This window comes from Amycolatopsis iheyensis (genome assembly GCF_024703995.1).
Lineage (GTDB): Bacteria > Actinomycetota > Actinomycetes > Mycobacteriales > Pseudonocardiaceae > Amycolatopsis > Amycolatopsis iheyensis.
This window is the reverse complement of sequence record NZ_JAMXQV010000001.1, coordinates 467,757-483,681: the sequence shown is the minus strand read 5'-3', so window position 1 is coordinate 483,681 and position 15,925 is coordinate 467,757. Positions and strand designations below refer to the sequence as shown.

The window sequence follows — 15,925 nt, the reverse complement described above, 5'->3', positions numbered from 1 at the left end:
TCCGCCTCGATGTTAGCGACCGCTAACGTGGGTGTCCAGTCGCCGGAACGCCGGAGAGGCCACCCCGGCGCACCGGGCTGGCCTCTCCGGACGTGCTTCAGCCGATCGCCGCGCGCAGCGGGGCGTAGTAACCGCCCGACTGCCCGGCCACGGTCGGGTGGTAGGACTCGACCACCGGCCAGGTCAGGCTGTGCAGGTAGTCGTCGGCCGACGAGCAGATGTTGTGCCCGGCGAACGACGGCCGGACGTCGACGAACGTCGCCCCGGCGGCCGCGGCGCGCTGCTGGATGACCGACGCGAGCGTGTCCGCGCCGGAGTTGATCGCCGAGCGCTTGGTGTCGCTCAGCCCGACCCAGCAGGAGCCGGGCACGGTGTAGAAGCGCGGGTAGGACAGGACGACCAGGCGCGCGCCCGGCGCCTTCGCCTTGATCGCGTTGTAGGTGTTGGTGAGCAACGCCGGGAGGGTGTTGTTCACGTACGTCTTGGCCGTGTTGACCCGGTTCACGCAGGCCGAGTCGCTGTTGAGCGTGCAGGTGGTGATGACGTCGGTGAAGCCGGCGTCGTTGCCGCCGACCGTCACGGTGACGAGGTTGGTCCCCGAGGGGATCGAGTTGGCCTGGTTGATCACGTCGCCGGTCTTCGCCCCGGAGCAGGCGAGGAACGAGAACGACGTGCCGCTGTGGGCGTTGGCCCACAGCTGCGAGTACGCCTTGGCGCTGCGGTAGCAGCTCCCGGAACTGCCGTAGCTGCCGGCTCCGGTCCCGGAGGAGTAGGAGTCGCCGAGCGCGGCGTAGACGGTCCCGGCGGCGTGCGAGACGCCGGCGACCGCGAAGGTGGACAGGACGACAGCCCCCAGGGCTGTGCCGAACCGTTGGAGAAGACGCAGGGATTTACCGGTGGGAACAGCCATGGTCACTCCTTTGTGACAGAGCCGACCCGAATAGGACAGCAGGTGGAGACCCCACAAGGAACCCCTGGTTACCCGTAAGTAACCCACACGGCCCACACCGGAAGGCGGGAACAGTGTCAGCGGTCGCCGACCCGGGAACCCCGACGCCTTTCGGCGAGGCTGGAGCACTCGGCGTTGCCGCGGTCGCAACCCGGCTCAACCGGCCCGAAAGCGACGAACACGGGAACGGTGTTAGCGGTCGCTAACTTCCCGCTCTAATATGGCCGGATGCCGGCCAACTCCACGCCACTCGTGACGGGCGAGAAGGCGAACAGACGCGAACAGATCCTCGCCGCGGCCGCCGAGCTGTTCGCCCACCACGGCTTCCACGGCGTCGGGATCGACGACATCGGCGCCGCGGTCGGCATCTCCGGCCCGGCGCTCTACCGGCACTTCCGCAGCAAGGACGCGATCCTCGGCGAGATGCTGAACTCGATCAGCCGCTACCTGCTCGACGGCGGCACGGCGTGGGCGAGCAGGCCCGGCTCGCCGGACGACACGCTGACCGGGCTCGTGGCGTTCCACGTCGGGTTCGCGCTCGCGCACCCGGCGCTGATCACCGTCCAGGAGCGCAACCTCGCGAACCTCACCGACGCCGACCGCAAGCAGGTGCGCGCGCTGCAGCGCCAGTACGTCGAGGTGTGGGTCAACGCGATCCGCGAAGCCATGCCGGAGCTGGAAGAACGGCAGGCGCGATCGGCGGCACACGCCGTGTTCGGCTTGATCAACTCGACCCCGTACAACCGCCATCTCGGTGATGGCGAACTCGCCGAACTGCTCAGCCGGCTCGCGCTGGGTGCCCTCCGCGCGGCCGGATGACCGACCCGGATCAAGGTATCCCCACGACCGCCGTCGCTGGTGTTTGATGGGGCACGTGGATGCGGACTGGAACGAGCGGCTCGTCGAGAAGGCCCAGCGCGCGCTGACCGCGCTGAGCGTCGGTGACGACGCCGAGGCCCTCGTCGAGATCGCCCCGACGGCCGTCGAACCGCAGGCCCGCGCGGACGAGACGAAGGCGCTGATGCTGCTGCTGTTCGGCGAGTGCAGCGCGATGGTCTCCACCCTCGGCGACGGGGGCAGCGCGCCGGTCAAGGTCCAGGTCTTCGACGAAGACGGCGAAGAGGTCTCGATCGACCAGGCGGACCCGCCGGTGCGCACCGCGGTGCGGACGCTGCTGGCGGAGGTCCACGGCAACACCGAGGCCGCCCAGGAGCAGGTGGAGATCGCCCTGGCCAACGCGGCGCCGGACGAGGTCGACAGCCTGGTGCTGCAGGCGCTGCGCTGGACGATCCGGCTGTCGGTCGAATGCCTGGACCGCGACCTGCCGGTGGCCCCTTGGATCTCCGAAGCGGTCTCCGACTAGCGCCCCGGACCAGCCGGCCGCAAGGAGCGGACGATCGGGGCCAGGTACAGCTCGGCCACCCGGCGGCGCTCGACGTCGTCGTCGACCGGCAGGACCGTCTCCGGGGTCAGGACCAGCGACACCACGATGCGGATCAGCAGCTCCGCCATCCCGTCGACGTCCTCGGCGGGCAGGCTCAGCCGGCCCGCCGCGATCTCCGCGTGGAAGTGCGCGCCGATGCGGGTGCGCGCCGCCGCGAACAGGCCGCCCGCCTGCACCGTCAGCTGCGGCAGGATCAGCTCCGGCTCGGTGCGCAGCAGCCGGTTGAGCAGCCGGTGCCCGCGCAGGTACCCCAGGGAGAAGCTCAACCCCTCGATGAGCTTCTCCTCCGGGGACCCCTGCGCCTCGACGACGTCGTCGACCTTCGTCAAGAACCGCTTCATCTCCCGCAGCACCAGCGCGTTGAGCAGCTGGTCCTTCTTCGGGAAGTACCGGTAGATCGTCACCCGCGAGAGGCCGACGCGGCGTGCCACGTCGTCGACGGTGAACCGGCGCAGCCCGAAGTCCTCTGCCTGGGTCAGCGCCGCGCCCATGATCCGTTCCGCGGTCTCGTCACCGGGGAGGTCGGCTTCGAGGGCGTGCTTCAGGAGATCGCGCATGCGGTGACTTTACAACTTGACGAAGATTGTTTCATGCGTTCTAGTGTTACACGACACAGGGAGGTTCGCATGGGCGACCGTGAGGCGACGGCCGAGAGGCTGCTCAAGTCGAGCGCCCGGCTCTCCTACGACCCGGACGTCGACGTCCACTGGGCCGCGCCGCTGAACGAGGACCAGTTCTTCATCCCCGAAAAGCTCGTCTCGCTCTACGGCACGCCGGTGTGGGACACGCTGAGCCGCGCGCAGCGGATCGAGCTGTCGCGCCAGGAGCTCGTGAACACTGTCAGCGTCGGGATCTGGTTCGAGCTGATCCTCATGCAGATGCTGCTGCGCGCGTCCTACCGCCAGGACCCGACGACCCGGCACGTGCACTACGCGCTGACCGAGGTCGCCGACGAATGCCGGCACTCCACGATGTTCGCGACGCTGATCGAGCGCGTCGACGGCCGGCCGTACCGCAACAACCGCTGGCTGCAGCTGAGCGCCCAGGCCCTCCCGGTGATCCTGCGCGGGCCCGCGATGTGGGTCGCGACGCTGATCGGCGAGGAGATCTTCGACGCGCTGCAGCGCGAGCACCTCGACGACGAGTCGGTGCAGCCGGTGGTGCGCGCGGTGATGCGGATCCACGTCACCGAAGAGGCGCGGCACGTCAAGTACGCGCGCGACGACCTCGTCCGGGAGCTCGCGAAGGCGCCGTGGTGGCGCAAGGAGTTCGCGCGGGTCGTGGTCGCGGTCGGCGCGCTGCTGATGTCGCGGCTGCTCTCGCGGCCCCGGCAGTACCTGCGCGCGGGGATCGACCCGGGTGTCGCGGTGCGGGCGGCGCGCCACAGCGCGCACCGGCGGGAGACGCTCACCTTCGGCGCCCGGAAACTGGTGCGGTTCCTGCGGGACAACGACCTGATCGGCGGGCCGAGCGCGGTGCTGTGGCGCCGGGCCGGGATGCTCGAGGCGGAGGGGAAGTCATGGCACTGAAGGATCTGCTCGCCGTCGGCACCGGGCGGCTCGCCGACCGGATCACCACCGCAGGCGACGAAGCCGGCGAGCGCGCCGACGACGTCGCCTGGCGGCTGGCGAAGCTGTCCGACCGGGCGGCCGAACGCGTCGGTGACTACGCCGCCGGCGCGTCCCGCCGGGTCGCGAACCGCTTGGTGCGCCTGGGCGAGCGGGTCGCCGGCCGCTGACGCAGCAGGATTTCGACGACGGCCAGGTTCACGACCCAGCCGAGCGTCTGGCCGATCGGGATCAACGTCGGCGCGCTCGCCGGGTCGACCCCGCCGAACGGGACCTGGACCAGCAGGAGCACCGGCACGAGTACCCGTGACGTGACGGCGAGGAACGTCAGCGCGTAGTTCCGCAGCATCCAGGCCCGGTGCGCGGCGAAGTCGCGCCGCCGCGCCGCCCGGTACGCGAGAGCGCCGGTGACCAGCCACAGGACGCCCGCGGTGGTCAGGCCGAGCTGCGTGACGAGCCGGCCCGACCAGAGCGCGACCGGGATCGTGGCCAGCCCCGAGGGCAGCACCCCGGCGAAGAGGTAGAGCCGGCCCAGGGTGCGGTGGACCCGCCGGCGCGCCCGGATCTTCGGCACGAACTGCAGCGGGCCGAGCACCAGCGCCACCGCGGCCGTGAAGATGTGCGCCACCAGGACCGCGTACTGCAGGCTGCTGCGCACCGAGAGCCGGCTGTCGTCGATGTCGAGGCCCAGGTACGGGTAGACGAGCACCGCGCCGAACCCGAGCGCGACGGCGAACACCAGCCAGGTTTTCCGCATGCCGCCACGATCCCGCGGCGACCCGGTCGCGGTCATCCGCCGGAGAGCGGCGCGTGGCCGTACGCCCGGGGACGTACTAACCCAGCAGCGCCTTGACCAGCGCCGCGATCTGGCCGGTCTCGATGAGGAACGAGTCGTGGCCGTAGGGCGAGGAAACCACCGACGGCTCCGGCGTTCCCGGGATCCCGGCCGCGATCTCCGCCGACTGGTACAGCGGGTAGAGCCGGTCGCTGTCGACGCCGCCGATCACCGCCCGGGCCGTCACCCGGCCCAGCGCCGCCGCCACGCCGCCGCGGTCGCGGCCGACGTCGTGGGTGTTCATCGACTCCGTCAGCACCAGGTAGCTGTTCGCGTCGAACCGGCTGGCCAGCTTGGCCGCGTGGTGGTCCAAATAGGACTCGACGGCGAACCGCCCGCCCCGCAACGGGTCCTCGTCGCCCTGGTACGCCCGGCCGAACCGCTCGGCCAGCTCCGGCTCGCTGCGGTAGGTGACGTGCGCGATCCGCCGCGCGACGCCGAGCCCGGCGTGCGGCCCCGCCGGCGCGGCGTAGTAGTCACCGCCGTGGAAGAACGGGTCCGCCCGGATCGCGTGCAGCTGCGGCGCCGCCCAGGCGATCTGCTCGGCCGACGCCCGCGCGGTCGAGGCCAGCACCAGCACCGACGCCACCCGCGGGGGCAACGTCACCGCCCATTCCAGCGCACGCATCCCGCCCATGGACCCGCCGACGACGGCAGCCCAGCGCTCGATGCCCAGGTGATCGGCCAGCACCGCTTCCGAGGCCACCTGGTCCCGCACGGTCACGACCGGGAACCGGCTGCCCCACGGCTTGCCGTCGAAGTCCGACGAGGGGCCGGTCGAGCCCTGGCAGCCGCCCAGCACGTTCGGCACCACAACGAAGAACTCGCTGGTGTCCAAGGCTTTCCCGGGCCCGATCAGCCCGTCCCACCAGCCCGCGCTGGGGTGACCCGGCTCGGCCGGCCCGGCCGCGTGGCTGTCGCCGGTCAGCGCGTGCTCGACCAGGACGGCGTTGGACGCGTCGGAGTTCAGCGTCCCCCACGTTTCGTAGGCGAGGGTGAACGACGGCAGCACGCCACCGGCCTCCAGCGCGAGCGCGCCGGGGCCGGTGACGAACTCCCGGCGGCCTGGCGGGTCCCCGACCCGCCAGGCACCGGTAACGGTCACAGTTCGGCCTTCGCCGCCCGGAATCCGGCTTCCAGGTCGGCCTTGAGGTCCTCGATCCCTTCCAGCCCGACGGCGATCCGGACCAGGCCCGGCGTGACGCCGCTGGCGAGCTGCTCCTCGGCCGAGAGCTGGCTGTGGGTGGTCGAGGCCGGGTGCACGATCAGGCTGCGGACGTCGCCGAGGTTCACCAGCTGGCTGTGCAGCTCGGTGCCGTCGACGAACTTCCGGCCCGCCTCGACACCGCCGCGCAGGTCGAACGACAGGACGGCGCCCGCGCCGCGCGGCAGGTACTTCTGCCCGGCCTCGTAGAAGGGGCTCGACGGCAGGCCGGCGTAGTAGACCTTCTCGACCTCGTCCCGCTGCTCCAGCCACTCGGCGAGCGCCTGCGCGTTCTGGACGTGCCGCTCGATGCGCAGCGACAGCGTCTCGATGCCCTGCAGGATCAGGAAGCTGTTCAGCGGCGCGATCGCCGCGCCGGTGTCACGCAGGATCTGGACGCGGGCCTTCGCCGCGTACGCGCCGGGGCCGAGCGCCTCCCAGTACTTCAGGCCGTGGTAGCTCGGGTCGGGCTCGGTGAAGCCCGGGAACTTCGCCGGGTCCTTGCCGAAGTCGAACGTGCCGCCGTCGACCAGCACGCCGGCGATCGTCGTGCCGTGGCCGCCGAGGTACTTCGTGGCCGAGTGGATCACGACGTCGGCGCCGTGCTCGATCGGGCGCACCAGGTACGGCGTCGGGATGGTGTTGTCGACCAGCAGCGGGACGCCGGCCTCGTGCGCGGCGTCGGCGACGCCGCGGATGTCGAGGACGTTGCTGCCAGGGTTGGCGAGCGTCTCGGCGAAGAAGAACTTGGTGTTCGGCCGGACCGCGGCCCGCCACTGCTCGAGGTCGTCCTGGTCGTCGATGAAGGTGACCTCGACGCCGAGCTTCGGCAGCGTGTAGTGGAAGAGGTTGTAGGTGCCGCCGTAGAGCGACTGGCTCGAGACGAAGTGGTCACCCGCGCCCGCGAGGTTGAGGATCGCCGCGGTGGTGGCGGCCGAGCCGGACGCGAACGCCAGCGCCGCGACACCGCCTTCGAGCGAGGCGACGCGCTGCTCCAGCACGTCCTGCGTCGGGTTCATGATCCGCGTGTAGATGTTGCCGGGCTCGGCGAGGCTGAACAGGTCGGCGCCGTGCTGGCTGTCCCGGAAGACGTACGACGTCGTCTGGTAGATCGGGGTGGCCCGCGCGCCCGTGGCCGGATCCGGCGCGGCGCCCGCGTGGATCTGCCTGGTCTCGAAGGACCACGCCGAGGTGTCGTCCGCGCTCATCGGTTTCTCCTTGCGGCTCAAGGGGTCTGTTGGTCCGAAGTTACTTCGGCCGAACGGAGTACCCAACCGTTCTCAAGTCCTGGGAGCCTACCTCCTTGCTCCACGGATATCTCTGTGGCTAAGATATCTTATCAGGGAGATTCACAGACAGGGAGGAATCATGGAGGAGCGGACTCAGGTCCTGGTCGTGGGGGCCGGGCTGGGCGGGTTGTCGGCGTCGTTGTTCTTGGCTCGCGAGGGAGTGGACGTCCTGACCGTCGAACGGCACGCCGGGACGTCGGTCCACTCGCGGGCCGCCGGGCAGAACTGGCGCACGATGGAGTTGTTCCACTGGGCAGGAATCGACCGCGAGGTCCTCGAGGTGAGCCCGCGGGCGTCGCAGGGGCTGCGGATCACCGTCGCGACCAGCCTCGCCGGGCGCGTGCTGCACCGGCTGCTGGAGGACGGCAGCGAGTACGACATCTCGGCCTCGACGACGATGCCCGCCGGCATGGCCGGGCAGGACGTCGTCGAGCCGATCCTGCTGGCGCACGCGGAGAAGGCCGGTGCGCGGGTGCGGTTCCGGACCGAGCTCGTCGACCTGACGCAGGACGACGACGGCGTCACCGCGACGCTGCGGCACCGCGACTCCGGCGAGGAGACGGTGGTGCGCGCGGACTACGTCGTCGCCGCCGACGGCGGCCGCAGCGGCATCCGGGGCCGCCTCGGCATCGGGACCACCGGGATGGACGCGCTGAGCCACTGCCTCGGCGTGGTGTTCGACGCCGACCTCGGCGACCGCGTCCGGCCCGGCGTGACGGACCTGTTCTACCTGCAGCACCCGGACTTCACGGCCGGGCTGGTCAACACCGACGTGCCGAACCGGTACGTCTTCGCGCCGGACTACTTCCCCGCTCGCGGCGAGTCCCCGGCGGACTTCCCGCACGACCGGCTGGTCGCGATGATCCGCAGCGCCACCGACCTGCCGGACCTCGAGCCGCGGATCGTGTGGACGGGTTCGTGGGAGGTCGCCGCCCGGCTGGCCGACCGGTTCCGGGAAGGCCGCGTCTTCCTGGTCGGCGACGCGGCGAAGGTGACCCCGCCGACCGGCGGCCAGGGCGGCAACACGGCGGTCGGCGACGGCGCGGACATCGCGTGGAAGCTCGCCGCGGTGCTGCGCGGCGACGCGGGCCCGGCACTGCTCGACACGTACGAGGCCGAGCGGCGGCCGATCGCGCGGATGATCATCGACACCTCGCTGCACAACATGAAGCAGCGGATGCACCCCGGCCTGGACGTTTCGGGGATCACCCCCGCCGAGGACCCGCTGAACGCCGTCCTCGGGTTCCGGTACCGCTCGTCGGCGGTGCTTTCGGAGGAGCCCGACGACGGCGCGCGCGTCGAGGACATCCACGCGCCGACCGGCCGTCCCGGCTTCCGCGCGCCGGGACTGGCGTCCACTTTGGACCTGCTGGGGCGGTCGTGGGTGCTGCTGTGCGCGGGCGACGGCTGGGGCCCGGCCGCGGCCGAGGCGGGCATCGACTGCCACGTCGTCGACGACCAGCTGTTCGCCGCCCGCTACGGGCTTTCGACGGGCGGCGCGTCGCTGGTGCGTCCGGACGGCGTGGTGGCGTGGCGGGCGCCGATGTCGGTCGACGACCCGGCGGGCGAGCTGCGGCGGGTGCTGGACGCGGTGTTGTCGCGCTAGGCGCGGCCGAGCACCCAGTGGAAGGTGGCGTCGCCTTCGGGCTCGCGGATCGTCACCGGCTCGTCGACGACCAGCGTGAAACCGGCGGCTTCGAGGAGCCGCCGGTTCTCCGCCGGCGCGTGGCTGCTGAAGAACATCGGCGTCCCCAGCCAGTCGTCCTCGACGCCGTTCGCCTCACTGCACCCCAGCGCCGCCAGGAACCACCCGCCGGGGCGCAGCCAGCGCGCGATCCGGCCGAAGAGCGCGCCCTGCTCCTCGCGCGGGACGTGCAGCACCGAGTAGAACGCCGTGACGGCGTCGAAGCTGCCGTCCGGAAAGGACACCGCGGTCATGTCCGCCTGCTCGAACCGCGCGCCCGGGACGTGGCGCCGCGCGAGGGCGAGCTGCGTCGCCGACACGTCGACGCCGAGGACGTCGTGGTGCTCGGCCAGCAGCGCTGTGCTGGGCACGCCCGCGCCGCAGCCGAGGTCGAGCACCCGCGCGCCGTCGGTGAGGCGGCCGCTCAGCTCGGCGAGGAAGCGCTGCCGCGGGTCGTCCGTGATCCGGGCGCTCCACTCGAGGTACCGCTGCGCCGAGCTGTCGTAGCCGGCCTCGACGATCTTGCGTGCGTCGCTCACCGTTTCGACCCTAGGCGAGCCGTCCAGCGGTTTCTCGGCCAGAATGACGTCGTGGTCTCGGTGCGCAATGTGGTCGACCGGGTGGGGCCGACGCTGCTCCACGCACTCCAGGTGCCCGAGGACCCGCCCGCCGTCGCCGACGTCGTGATCGCCGAGCCCGGCGGGGCCGTCGCCGCCGGGGACCTCGTGCTCGGCGTCGCCACCACCGGTCCCGAAGACGCCGTCCAGCTCGTGAAGCAGAGTGCCGAGCAGGGCGCTGCCGCCGTGCTGCTCAAGCCGCCGCTCGCCGCGAAGCCGGCCGTCAAGCGGGCCGCGAAGGCCAGCGGGATCGCGCTCGTCCAGGTGCACGCCGCGACGTCGTGGGCCCAGCTCGTGTGGCTGCTGCGGACCGTCCTCGACGCCCTCGCCGACGAGTCCGAAGACCTCGACCCGGGCTCCGGTGACCTGTTCCGGCTGGCCGACGCCGTCGCGTCCGTCGTGGACGCGCCGGTGACCATCGAGGACACCAACTCGCGCGTGCTCGCCTACTCCGCGCGTCAGGACCTCACCGACCCCGCACGCGTCGCCACGATCATGGGCCGGCGCATCCCGGACGACGTGCTCGCGCGGTTCCGCTCGCGCGGGGTGTTCCGCGAGCTGTCGCGCGGCCGGCAGACGATCTTCGTCCCCGCGCAGCGCGACGGCACGCTGCCGCGGCTGATCGTGCCGATCCGGATGGGGGGCGAGCTGCTCGGGTCGATGTGGGCGGTCGTCGCCGGGCCGGTGTCCGACGAGCGCGCGGCCGCCTTCGCCGACGCCGCCCCGGTCGTCGCGCTGCACCTGCTGCGCCGTCGCGCGCACACCGACGCGCAGCGCCGCGCGTCCGCCGAGCTGCTGCGCGGGGTGCTCGAAGGCCGGGCGAACCCGCGCAAGGCGATGGCCGAGCTGGACCTGTCCGACGAACCGCACCGCGTGGTCGTCATCGAGGTGACCGGCGGCGACGGGCGCGACGCCGAGGGCCTGCGGCTGGCCCTGCTCGAGCGGATCTCCCAGGGCATCGGGCGCCGTCCGGTGGCGACCGAGCTGGGCGGGCTGCTCTACGCGGTGGTCCCGGACCGGCCGGGCCCCGGCGGCTGGACGGAGCTGCGCGACGCGCTGGCGACGACGGCCACCCGCCGCGGCGGCGCCCCGCGAGCCGCGGCCGGGGCGCCCGGCGAGATCGGCGACCTCTCCGCGTCGCGCCTCCAGGCCGACGAAGCCCTCGGCCTGCTGCGTGCCGAGCTCCTCGAGGAGCGGGTGATCACGTTCGACGAAGCCTGGACGGCGTTGACGCTGCACCGCGGCGCGACGGCGGCGGCCGGCGCGAGGGTGGCGGAGCTCGGCCCGCTGGGCGCCCTGCGCGCGCACGACGAATCGGGCAAGGCCGGTTACGTCGAGACGCTCTACGAATGGCTGCGCCACCCCGGCGACCCGCGCGCGGCGGCGCGCGAGCTGCGGATCCACCCGAACACGTTGCGGTACCGGATGCGCAAGCTCCTCGAGCTGGTGCCGCTGGACCTCGACGACCCCGACGTCCGGCTGGCGTTGCTCACCCAGCTGGTGGCGCTGCGCTGGAGCTGACTGCGCCGTTCGCCGCATGCGCTGCTCCGCATGGATCGCGCCGATCGTTCGGATTGTCCTTTCCCGCCGAAAGAGGGTGGATTCCGGTGATCGCCTGACGCATTTTTCTTCGCAGCACCCGGGGTAGCCGGGTCGGTGCAGAGGAGTGTCCATGAGCAGTTCGGAGCGGTTTCGCAGGGCCGTCAAGCTGGGTGCGGTGTCCGCGCTCTCCCTCGTCGCCCTGGTCGTCCCGGGCACCACGGCCGGGAGCGCGGTCGCCGCGCCGTCGGGCGACTGCTTCACCCCCACCCAGTCCGCGGACCGCAGCAAGGACGGTCACGCCGACAGCCTTTCGCCGGCCGAAGCGGCCCGCGTCGAGGCGGACATGCAGGGCAGGCTGGCCGGCAAGCGCACCGCGCTCGCCGCGGCGGCGGTGTCGATCCCGGTCTACTTCCACGTGATCACCAGCGGCTCGACCGGCAACCTCCCGGCTGCGACGATCACCAAGCAGATCTCGGTGCTCAACAGCGCGTACGCGAAGAGCGGCTACAGCTTCTCGCTGGTGAGCACTGACTACACGAACAACTCCAGCTGGTACAACGGCATCACCGACGGCACGTCCGCCGAGCGCAACATGAAGAACGCGCTGCACAAGGGCGGCAAGAACGCGCTGAACATCTACACGGCCAACCTCGGCGACGACCTCCTCGGCTGGGCCACGTTCCCGTGGAACTACACCTCCGCGCCGAAGATGGACGGCGTGGTGATCCTCGACGAGTCCCTCCCGGGCCGCTCGGCGACGAACTACAACGAGGGTGACACCGCCACCCACGAAATCGGCCACTGGATGGGGCTGTACCACACGTTCCAGGGCGGCTGCTCCGGTTCGGGCGACTACGTGTCGGACACGCCGGCCGAGGCAACGGCGACGTCGGGCTGCCCGGCGAGCAAGAACACCTGCTCGGCGGCGGGCAACGACCCGATCCACAACTTCATGGACTACAGCTACGACTCCTGCATGTACGAGTTCACCGCGGGCCAGACCACGCGGATGAACAGCTCCTGGTCGGCCTACCGGGCCTGATGCTTTCGCCGTGGAGGGCACTGGCGCCCTCCACGGCTTTCAGCCGGCCTCGTAGCTGAGGTCCGTCGCGACCAGCCGCGCCGGGCGCAGGTGCACCCAGAGCGTGTCGGCGTTGTCGTGCGGGTACACGATCTCCGCGTTGTCCACAGCCCGCGCCGAATGTGGACAGATCTCTTTCCCTCACCCGTATATCGGCCGAACTGTCGGGCACCGGCGATAGACTGAGCGGGGCTCGTCCCCCAGGGATGGGTGGGGCGCGGTGTTCCGGCTCCGCGGCCCACAGCTGGGCGACGACACCGTCGGGCCAGTCTTCGAGCGCCGTCGTACCCGGTGGGTCGCACGGTCGGTCCGTCCGTCGCGACCCGCGCGGTCAGGGGCCCCGCAGAACCCCGTCGAACCCGCTCATGCCACCAGCAGCGTCTTTCCCACCGTGGCACGGGATTCGATCACCGCGTGGGCGTCCGCCGCCTGCTCCAGCGGGAAGCGCTGCCCGATCACCGGGACCAGCCGGCCCGCCGCGGCCTCCGCCAGCGCCGACTCCGTGAACCCCCGCAGCTCCGCCGGGCTGCCGATCGAGCGCACCAGGGAAACCCCGCGCGCCGCGGCGTCCACTTCGGACACTTCCGCCCACGAACCGCCGGCCAGGCCGTAGCTCGCCATCCGGCCGCCCGGACGCAGCAGCCCGAACGCCGTCGTGCCGATCGCCCCGCCCACGCCGTCGAAGACGACGTCCACCTCGCCGACCGAAGCCGCCCAGTCGGCGCGTAGGTAGTCGACGACGTCATCCGCGCCCACCACCGAAGCCACCTTCGCCGGCCCGCCCGCCGCACCGACCACCGACGCGCCCGCCGCCTTCGCCAGCTGCACCAGCAGGCCGCCGACACCGCCCGCCGCCGCCTCCACGAGGACCCGGTCGCCGGGGCGCACCCCCGTCGCGTGCACCAGGCCCGTCGCGGTGCGGCCGTCCGCGAGCAACGCCGCCGCCGCGTCGAGCGACAACGCGTCCGGCACCGCGAACACCGACTCCGCCGCGACCGCGACCCGCTGGGCGTACCCGCCGGACCCGCCCGTCGACGTCACCACCCGCTGCCCGGTCAGCGCCGGATCGACCCCTTCGCCGACCCTGCTGACCACGCCGCCGACGCCGTTGCCCGGGATCATCGGCGGTGTCGCCCGGAACGGGCCGGGAGCGCCCGCCCGGAACTGCGTCTCCACGAACGTGATGTTCGCGAACACCACCTCGACCAGCACCTGGCCGGGCCCGGCGACCGGATCCGGCGCCTCCCCCGGCACGAGCACCTCGGGCCCGCCGAACTCCCGCAACCACACAGCTCTCATGGCGCCACGCTGCAACCTCGAGTGGGATCGAGGTCAACACACTTGTTCGCACGGAACTACGAATACGGCCGAGAAATGTCCGCGCAGCACGATGACACCGCCGTCCGGGTGGCTCACCGTGAGTGGCACCACCGCACCGATTTTTCGACGCAGACCGACCCAGGAGGCCGTCCGTGCGCATCGCTGTTCCCCGTGAAATCAAGAGGCACGAGTACCGGGTCGCGCTGACCCCGGCCGGGGTCCACGAGCTGGTCGGCCGCGGGCACGACGTCTTCGTCGAGACCGGTGCGGGTGTCGGCTCGTCCATCACCGACGACGAGTACGTCGCCGCCGGCGCGAAGATCCTCGCCACCGCCGACGAGACCTGGGCCGAGGGCGAGCTCGTCCTCAAGGTCAAGGAGCCCATCGCCGAGGAGTACCCGCGGCTGCGGCGCGACCAGGTCCTCTTCACCTACCTGCACATCGCCGCCGACCGGCCGCTGACCGACGCGCTGCTCGCCGCCGGCACCACCGCGATCGCGTACGAGACGGTGCAGACCGCGAACGGCGCGCTGCCGCTGCTCGCCCCGATGTCCGAGGTCGCGGGCCGGCTGGCCCCGCAGGTCGGCGCGTTCTCGCTGATGAAGCCCAGCGGCGGCCGCGGTGTCCTGCCCGGCGGCATCCCCGGTGTCCACCCGGCGCGCGTCGTCGTCATCGGCGGTGGCGTGGCCGGCCTGAACGCCGCCCGCGTCGCGCTGGGCCTCGGCTCGGACGTCGAGATCCTGGACACCAACGTCGACCGCCTCCGCCAGATCGACAACGACTTCGGCGGCCGCATCCGCACGGTGACGTCGAACCGGCTGTCGGTCGAGGAGTCCGTGCTGCAGGCCGACCTGGTGATCGGCGCGGTGCTGGTCCCGGGCGCGAAGGCGCCGAAGCTGGTCTCGAACGAGCTCGTGTCCCGCATGAAGCCGGGCAGCGTGCTCGTCGACATCGCGATCGACCAGGGCGGCTGCTTCGCCGACTCGCGCCCGACCACGCACGACGAGCCGACCTACACCGTGCACGAGTCCGTCTTCTACTGCGTCGCGAACATGCCGGGCGCGGTGCCGCGGACGTCGACCTACGGCCTCACGAACGTCACGCTGCCGTACGCGGTCCAGCTGGCCGAGCACGGCTGGAAGGCCGCGCTGCAGGCCGACGCCGCGCTGGCCAAGGGCCTCAACACCCACGACGGCAAGCTGACCAACGGCCCGGTCGCGGTGGCCCACGAGCTGCCGCACACCCCGCTGGACACCGTCCTCGCCTGAGCTATCCCACCCGAGCGGGCCCCTGTCGTTCCACGGCAGGGGCCCGCTCCCCTTTCGCCACCAGCCGCCGCCCGAACGCGATCGCGGGCTGCTCGACCCACTTGCGCAGGGCGCACGCGAAGAGCAGCGCGACCGCGGACGTCGCGGCGGCCTTCACCAGACCGGTCGGGAACAGCAGGCCGGTCACGCCCGCCGCGCCGGTCTGCGCGAGGTAGAGCGCGTAGGACCGGTCCCCGACGAAGGCGAGCGGCCGGCTCGAGAGCAGCCGCCGCACCGGCCCCTGGCCGAGCACGGCCACGAGCAGCAGCGCCGCGCCCACCGCGTAGACCGGCACGACGAACTGCCAGTTCCCGCCGAGCGCCTGCCCCAGCGGCTTGACCGACAGCTGCAGGGCGACGAACCCCAGCGCGACCAGCACCGCCGCGGCCGGGCTGGTCAGCGGGCGCAGCACCGCGAACCCGCGCGGGTGGTGCAGGGCGAGCGCGAGCAGGCAGCCGACGACCAGCGAGCCGTAGTGCACGCTCAGGCTCGCCCACTGGTGCGCGGGCGCCAGCGGCAGCACGCCGAGCACGAACCCCAGCGCGCCCGCGCCGATCAGCACCCGCAGCGCGGTCCTGCCGGACTTCGCGAACGACGTCAGCACGAGCAGCGCGGGCCAGACCAGGTAGAACTTCTCCTCCACGCCGAGCGACCACGACGTCGGGTACGGCGTGTTGAAGTCGACGACCTCGTTGAAGAACGTCAGGTAGTACGGCATCGCGTCCGACAACCGGCTGCTGCCGTAGGTACCGGCGAGCGTGACCGCCACCGCGGTGAGCCCGAGCAGCAGGAAGTACACCGGCATGATCCGGAAGACGCGCCGGACGTAGAAGCCCCGCAGCGAGATCCGCCCGGTGCGGTCTTCTTCGCGCAGCGCCAGCGTGGTGATGAGGAAGCCGGACAACACGAAGAACAGCTGGACGGCGATCCAGCCCTGCAGCCGGTCGACGACCGGGCCGCCGTAGTGGAAGAACACGACGGCGAGCGCGGCGAGCGCGCGCAGTCCGGTCAGGCCGGGGAACCACGACGACGAACGGTAGGCGGCGTGGTCGAGGGGCCGCCAGGAGATGATCATGCGCGCAGCG

At 71.9% G+C, this 15,925-nt stretch carries 16 protein-coding genes; 8 read left to right on the top strand and 8 right to left on the bottom strand.

Going from position 1 to position 15,925, the window contains the following annotated elements:
- Positions 1 to 97: 97 nt before the first annotated feature.
- Complete coding sequence (locus M8542_RS02410) at positions 98 to 910, bottom strand: SGNH/GDSL hydrolase family protein (RefSeq protein WP_257918288.1); 813 nt, start codon at positions 908 to 910, stop codon at positions 98 to 100.
- Between the two features lie 267 nt (positions 911 to 1,177).
- On the opposite strand from M8542_RS02410, the gene M8542_RS02405 reads away from it, so the two are divergent.
- Positions 1,178 to 1,768, top strand: a complete 591-nt coding sequence (locus tag M8542_RS02405; RefSeq protein ID WP_257918287.1) for an SACE_7040 family transcriptional regulator — start codon at positions 1,178 to 1,180, stop codon at positions 1,766 to 1,768.
- A 46-nt stretch (positions 1,769 to 1,814) separates the two neighbouring features.
- On the top strand, positions 1,815 to 2,312 hold the full coding sequence (locus tag M8542_RS02400; RefSeq protein ID WP_257918286.1) for a hypothetical protein: 498 nt from the start codon (positions 1,815 to 1,817) through the stop codon (positions 2,310 to 2,312).
- Here the strand turns inward: M8542_RS02400 and M8542_RS02395 are convergent.
- Positions 2,309 to 2,950: a TetR/AcrR family transcriptional regulator gene (locus tag M8542_RS02395; RefSeq protein WP_257918285.1), complete on the bottom strand. Its 642-nt coding sequence runs from the start codon at positions 2,948 to 2,950 to the stop codon at positions 2,309 to 2,311. The two genes, M8542_RS02400 and M8542_RS02395, sit on opposite strands and share 4 nt — an antisense overlap.
- A gap of 69 nt (positions 2,951 to 3,019) precedes the next feature.
- Here M8542_RS02395 and M8542_RS02390 point away from each other — a divergent pair, with 69 nt between their 5' ends.
- Positions 3,020 to 3,922: an AurF N-oxygenase family protein gene (locus tag M8542_RS02390; RefSeq protein ID WP_257918284.1), complete on the top strand. Its 903-nt coding sequence runs from the start codon at positions 3,020 to 3,022 to the stop codon at positions 3,920 to 3,922.
- Positions 3,913 to 4,131 carry a hypothetical protein gene (locus M8542_RS02385; RefSeq protein WP_257918283.1) on the top strand — a complete coding sequence of 73 codons (219 nt, stop codon included), beginning with the start codon at positions 3,913 to 3,915 and terminating at the stop codon, positions 4,129 to 4,131. Before M8542_RS02390 ends, M8542_RS02385 begins: the two co-directional genes overlap by 10 nt.
- Here the strand turns inward: M8542_RS02385 and M8542_RS02380 are convergent.
- From M8542_RS02380 to M8542_RS02370, 3 genes are all read right to left on the bottom strand, one after another.
- On the bottom strand, positions 4,059 to 4,718 hold the full coding sequence (locus M8542_RS02380; protein ID WP_257918282.1) for a DUF2306 domain-containing protein: 660 nt from the start codon (positions 4,716 to 4,718) through the stop codon (positions 4,059 to 4,061). The two genes, M8542_RS02385 and M8542_RS02380, sit on opposite strands and share 73 nt — an antisense overlap.
- A 76-nt stretch (positions 4,719 to 4,794) precedes the next feature.
- Positions 4,795 to 5,901 (bottom strand): homoserine O-acetyltransferase MetX, encoded by a 1,107-nt coding sequence (metX, locus tag M8542_RS02375; RefSeq protein WP_257918281.1) that lies wholly within the window; start codon positions 5,899 to 5,901, stop codon positions 4,795 to 4,797.
- A complete protein-coding gene (locus tag M8542_RS02370; RefSeq protein ID WP_257918280.1) occupies positions 5,898 to 7,208 on the bottom strand; it encodes a bifunctional o-acetylhomoserine/o-acetylserine sulfhydrylase in 1,311 nt (436 codons plus the stop codon). The genes metX and M8542_RS02370 overlap by 4 nt, the downstream gene beginning before the upstream one ends.
- Before the next feature lie 160 nt (positions 7,209 to 7,368).
- Between M8542_RS02370 and rdmE the strand changes: the two genes are divergently transcribed.
- On the top strand, positions 7,369 to 8,895 hold the full coding sequence (gene rdmE, locus M8542_RS02365; RefSeq protein ID WP_257918279.1) for an aklavinone 12-hydroxylase RdmE: 1,527 nt from the start codon (positions 7,369 to 7,371) through the stop codon (positions 8,893 to 8,895).
- Here the strand turns inward: rdmE and M8542_RS02360 are convergent.
- Positions 8,892 to 9,512: a class I SAM-dependent methyltransferase gene (locus M8542_RS02360; protein WP_257918278.1), complete on the bottom strand. Its 621-nt coding sequence runs from the start codon at positions 9,510 to 9,512 to the stop codon at positions 8,892 to 8,894. The genes rdmE and M8542_RS02360 overlap by 4 nt on opposite strands.
- Before the next feature lie 51 nt (positions 9,513 to 9,563).
- Between M8542_RS02360 and M8542_RS02355 the strand changes: the two genes are divergently transcribed.
- Together M8542_RS02355 and M8542_RS02350 are read left to right on the top strand one after the other, a co-directional pair.
- A complete protein-coding gene (locus M8542_RS02355) occupies positions 9,564 to 11,111 on the top strand; it encodes a PucR family transcriptional regulator (RefSeq protein WP_257918277.1) in 1,548 nt (515 codons plus the stop codon).
- A gap of 151 nt (positions 11,112 to 11,262) precedes the next feature.
- Positions 11,263 to 12,174 carry a zinc metalloprotease gene (locus M8542_RS02350; RefSeq protein ID WP_257918276.1) on the top strand — a complete coding sequence of 304 codons (912 nt, stop codon included), beginning with the start codon at positions 11,263 to 11,265 and terminating at the stop codon, positions 12,172 to 12,174.
- Between the two features lie 402 nt (positions 12,175 to 12,576).
- Here the strand turns inward: M8542_RS02350 and M8542_RS02345 are convergent, their stop codons facing one another.
- Positions 12,577 to 13,512, bottom strand: a complete 936-nt coding sequence (locus tag M8542_RS02345) for a zinc-binding dehydrogenase (RefSeq protein ID WP_257918275.1) — start codon at positions 13,510 to 13,512, stop codon at positions 12,577 to 12,579.
- Between the two features lie 173 nt (positions 13,513 to 13,685).
- Between M8542_RS02345 and ald the strand changes: the two genes are divergently transcribed.
- Positions 13,686 to 14,801 (top strand): alanine dehydrogenase, encoded by a 1,116-nt coding sequence (gene ald, locus M8542_RS02340; RefSeq protein WP_257918274.1) that lies wholly within the window; start codon positions 13,686 to 13,688, stop codon positions 14,799 to 14,801.
- A gap of 1 nt (position 14,802) precedes the next feature.
- On the opposite strand, the gene M8542_RS02335 is transcribed toward ald, so the two are convergent.
- On the bottom strand, positions 14,803 to 15,915 hold the full coding sequence (locus M8542_RS02335; RefSeq protein ID WP_257918273.1) for an acyltransferase family protein: 1,113 nt from the start codon (positions 15,913 to 15,915) through the stop codon (positions 14,803 to 14,805).
- Positions 15,916 to 15,925: the final 10 nt, after the last annotated feature.